General features: G+C 73.6%; 4 protein-coding genes. 2 read left to right on the top strand and 2 right to left on the bottom strand.

Features of this window, described 5'->3' with window-relative positions; translation table 11 throughout:
- Positions 1–973 (top strand): hypothetical protein (locus ACLU3S_RS35970; protein ID WP_413956178.1); only part of this gene is annotated, 973 nt, incomplete at its 5' end.
- Complete coding sequence (locus ACLU3S_RS35965) at positions 970–2,277, top strand: extracellular solute-binding protein (protein WP_413956177.1); 1,308 nt, start codon at positions 970–972, stop codon at positions 2,275–2,277. The genes ACLU3S_RS35970 and ACLU3S_RS35965, both read left to right, overlap by 4 nt.
- A gap of 17 nt (positions 2,278–2,294) precedes the next feature.
- On the opposite strand, the gene ACLU3S_RS35960 is transcribed toward ACLU3S_RS35965, so the two are convergent.
- Positions 2,295–3,137: a patatin-like phospholipase family protein gene (locus ACLU3S_RS35960; protein ID WP_413956176.1), complete on the bottom strand. Its 843-nt coding sequence runs from the start codon at positions 3,135–3,137 to the stop codon at positions 2,295–2,297.
- A gap of 100 nt (positions 3,138–3,237) precedes the next feature.
- On the bottom strand, positions 3,238–4,386 hold the full coding sequence (locus ACLU3S_RS35955) for a magnesium and cobalt transport protein CorA (RefSeq protein WP_413956175.1): 1,149 nt from the start codon (positions 4,384–4,386) through the stop codon (positions 3,238–3,240).
- Positions 4,387–4,570: the final 184 nt, after the last annotated feature.

Genomic DNA, 4,570 nt, shown 5'->3' with positions numbered 1-4,570 from the left:
CGCGCTGTCCGGCGCCCTCGCCGCACTGACCCGCCCGCTGACGATCGGACTGCGGCCGTCGGACGAAGTCAGCGCCACAGCACGGGAACTGAGAGCCCGTCACCGCGCGCTGCTGGCCCTGTCGGCCCTGCTGACCCTGTCCCTGTTCCTGTCGTACGAGGGCGTGCACGGCGACGCCAACCCGTTGCGCACCTCCAGCGCACCCGCGGTGCTGTCCATCGACACCGCGCTGTACGCGCTCGGCCAGGCGGAGCAGGACGCCGCAGCGGCGACCCCGACCAGCGACTTCCAGAAGCAGATCTCCGTCGCCGCGCAGAGCCTCGCGGCCGCCGCCGGGGACGACATCGGCGGACCCGCGGGCCGGCAGGCCCTGCAGACCGTCGCCGGACTGATCACCGTCTACGCCGTGGAGGTCCGGCAGGCCCAGCAGGAGCCCGCGGGCAGCGTGCTGCGCGAGGCGTACCTCAGCTACGCGACGAGCATCCTGACGGACGAGGGCTCCGGCATACAGGCCCGGCTGAAGGTTCTGCAGCGGCAGCAGCGCGCCGCCGTGCACCGGCAGACCTCCTTCGGCCCGCCGCTGTGGCTCGGCTGGAGCCTGACCCTGCTGCTCGCCCTCGTGCTGGCCGCCGCCCTGCTGGAGACCCAGCTGTTCCTGCGCCGCCGCTTCCGGCGCCGGTACAACCGCGGACTCCTCGCGGCCGGCGCCCTGCTGGCGGCCGGGCTCGCCGTCACGCTGCTGTTCACGCAGTGGACGCACGCCGGGATGGCGGACACCCGGCACCTGCTCGACCGCCCGCTGAGCGGGCCCGCCATCCCCGACGCGGGGCGGCACACCGCCTCGTACCTGGCGGACACCGGCTTCCGCGCGGCGGCGGCCGGATGGATTCTGATAGGAGGCGTCCTGCTCATGGCACTGGCCGAGACGGGCCTGCGGCGGCACATCGACGAGTACCGGTTCAGGCCGCGGTGAGCGCCCACGGAAGCGGTGCCGCACGCACCGCCGCGCGCGGCCGGCGCCGTACCCGCACCGTGACGGTCCTGGCGAGCTGCCTGGCCCTGCTGGCGGCGGCCGTCGTGCTGGGCGTCCGCGCCCTCGGACAGGAGCCGACCGTCACCCTGCTGGCCAACTGGACCGGCGACGACGAACGCAACTTCCGCACGGCGGTCATCGAGCCCTTCGAGCACAAGTACCACGTCCACGTCGACTACCAGGGCAGTTCGGCCGAGAGCCAGGTGCTCGGCGCCGATGTCGAGGCCGGCACCCCGCCGGACGTGGTGGTGCTGACCGGACCCGGCGAACTCGCCGACTACGCCCACCAGAAGCAGCTCCAGCCGCTCGACGGCCTCGTGCCCCGCCACGACTTCGGCTCCTCCTGGGTGACCCCGCTGGCGGACGGGCACGTGTACTGGTTCCCGCTCAAGGCCGACCTGAAGAGCATCGTCTGGTACCCGGCCGGCACCGGCGAGCAGCAACTCCGGGAGGCCCGGGACCAGCCGGACCAGTGGTGCGTCGGCATGGGCTCGGGGGCCACCAGCGGCTGGCCCGGCACGGACTGGATCGAGGACATCCTGCTTCAGCAGCACGGCCCGCGCACCTACCAGAAGTGGGCGGCCGGCCGCCTGCCCTGGCGGTCCCCGCAGGTGAAGCAGGCGTGGACGACCTGGGGCCGCCTGATGGGCGCCGGGACGTCGCAGACCCTGCTGCGGCGGGAGCTGAAGACCGGCTACCAGGACGCGTCCGGACCGGTCGCCGGGCACCCGCGGGGCTGCACGCTGGAGCACCAGGCGTCGTTCATCCGCACCCAGTCGGACGCCTGGAAGCGCGTCGACGGCCGCTACGAGCCCTCCGCCCGGCTCATCCCCGGGGCCACCGCGACCGACGCCTGGGAGGTCTCCGGCGACCTGGTCGCCCTGGTGCACGCCACCCCGCAGGCGAAGCAGCTGATCCGCCACCTCGCCTCCGCGGCCACCCAACGAGCCTGGAGCACCGCCGAGTCCGGCTTCTCCGTCGACGCCAAGGCCCAGCCCGCCTCCGGGGCGGCCGGCCCCGCCTGGCACCGCTCGCTCGCCGCGACCCTCCTCGACCAGCGGGCGGCGCACTGCTTCGACGCCTCCGACGCGATGCCGCCCGCGGTACGCGACGCGTTCGCGGAGGCGACGATCGAGTACCTGGCCCACCCGCGCGACCTGGACGCCCTCCTGGCATCCCTCGACACCCTCGGTCAGACCCCGGGCCTGACCTGGGTGCCGTCGGTGTGCGACCAACTGCCCTGAGCAGGCTGTCGGGATGCTCAGCCCCGGCCCCACCGCAGGGTCAGCGCACGCCCCTGCGCCCGGCCCGCCTCGGCGGCCGGGCGGCGGGTGGCGGGATCCAGGGCGTTGGTTCCGATGGCCGCCACCGACGCCTCGTCGGGCGCGACCACCACCACCTCCGCACCCTGGGCGCGCAGTTCCTCGACGGACCGCTCCAGCGGCTGCTCGCTCGGGAACGGCTCGGCCGGACCCAGCGGCACGATCACCAGCACCCGGTCCGCGCCGGCGGCGAGGTCCACGTTCGCGATCGAGCGCACCCCGCCGTCGACGTACCGGCGCCCGCCGATCGTCACCGGCGGCCACACGCCCGGCACGGCGCAGCTCGCCGCGACGGCGTCGACCAGCGGCACGCCCGAAGCCCGCTCGAAGACCCGGGGCTCACCGCTCTCCGCCTCCACCGCGACGATTTTCAGCGCGCGCTCCGGCCACCCGTGGGACGGCAGCCGTGACTCGATCACGGCGCGCCGCTCCGACTCCGCGACCGTTCGCGTCTCCAGCGCGACGCGCCCGACCGCACGCCGCAACTCCGGCACCGAGGCCCCCGAGCCCATCGCCGCGCCGATCTCCGCGGCGAACTTCTCCAGGTCCATCTCGGCCGTGATCTCCTCGGACTGCAACGCGGGGTCCACCTGCCGGGCGTACAGCTCCTCCAGGCTCAGCCCGCTGCCCAGCTGTGCCGCGACGGCGGACCCGGCCGAGGTCCCCACGAGCAGATCGGCCCCGCTGACGTCCTGCCCCGCATCGGCCAGCCCGGCCAGCAGCCCGGTGATCCACGCGATCCCGCCTACGCCACCGCCGCCCAGCACCAACGCCTCGGTCATCTCAGCTCCTTGAACGTCTCGATCTTCACAGCGGCAACGCCCCGCGCGCGGACGACCATTCCGGACCCGCGTGGGACGCGCAACGATTCCGGCCGCGCCCCTACAACCAGTCCCGGCGCTTGAACACCACGTACAGCGCCGTACAGACCACCGCCATCAGCCCGATGGCGAACGGATAGCCCAGCGCCCAGCGCAGTTCCGGCATGTGGGCGAAGTTCATGCCGTAGATCGTCCCGACCAGCGTGGGGGCGAACAGGATCGCCGCCCAGGAGGAGATCTTCTTGACCTCCTCGTTCTGTTCGAACCCCGCCTCCGCCAAGGCGCGCATCTCCGCGTTCTGCTGCTGGGTGACGAGGGTCGCGTTGACGGTGAGGATCTCGGTGAGGGCCTGGCGGAAGCTGTCGACGCGTTCGCTGACGTGCGTGACGTGGTCGGCGACGTCGCGGAGGTAGCGCTGGAGTTCCTCGTCCGTCTCGTACTTGGCGAAGCCCGCCATGAGGCCGTGCAGCATGCCGACCAGGGGACGGGTGGCACGCTGGAACTCGACCGTCTCGCGGGAGAGTTCGTAGATGCGGCGGGAGACCTCGGGATCGCCGCGGAACACCTCGGTCTCGATCTCGTCGATGTCGTTCTGGACGCCGGCCACGACGGGCGCGTAGCCGTCGACAACCGCGTCGAGGATCGCGTACAGCACCGCCTCGGGGCCGAGCTTGAGCAGCTCGGGGGAGTCCTCCATGCGGCGGCGGACCGCCGACAGGTCGGGGGCCGCGCCGTGCCGGACGGTGATGACGAAGTCCGGTCCGACGAACACGTGCAGCTCGCCGAACTCGACCTCCTCCGGCGCGTCGAGGTAGCGGGCGGCGCGCAGAACGACGAACAGGGTGTCGCCGTACCGCTCCAGCTTGGACCGCTGGTGCGCCTCCATGGCGTCCTCGACCGCGAGCGGGTGCAGCGAGAACTCGGCGGCCAGGGAGTGCAGTTCGGCCTCGGTGGGTCGGGCGAGGCCGATCCACGCCATCCCGGAGGGCTGCTCGCGCAGTTCGCGGTAGGTCTCGGCGAGCGTGGCGGGGGAGGAGACGCGGACGCCGTTCCGGTACAGCGCCGCCTGGACGACGCTCGGCGGCTCGGGGGCCGCCGTGGCGTCGGGGGAGGGCGCGGGCGCCTCCCCGGCGGGCGGCTGTGGCGGGGTGAGGGAGCGGCGCCAGACGGACCTGCGGCCGCCGCTCCTGCCGCCTTCTCGCTCGGACATCGGCTGCCTCTTTCGTCGAGCCGGCGTACGGCGCGATCACTCAGCGAAGGTACGAGCAGGATATCGGCGGCGCCGTGCCGGGGGCCTGTCGGCGGTGCCGGGCCGGGCGAGAGCCGGGCGGCCGGCCGCGAGGTGGTCGGGCTCGTCGGCCGCGCGCCACGCGGCACGCACACACCGGGAGCAA

It is taken from the genome of Streptomyces sp. AF1A, from assembly GCF_047340315.1.
Taxonomy (GTDB): Bacteria; Actinomycetota; Actinomycetes; order Streptomycetales; family Streptomycetaceae; genus Streptomyces.
Note: the sequence above shows the minus strand (reverse complement) of the source record. Positions and strands in the feature narration are given on the sequence as shown.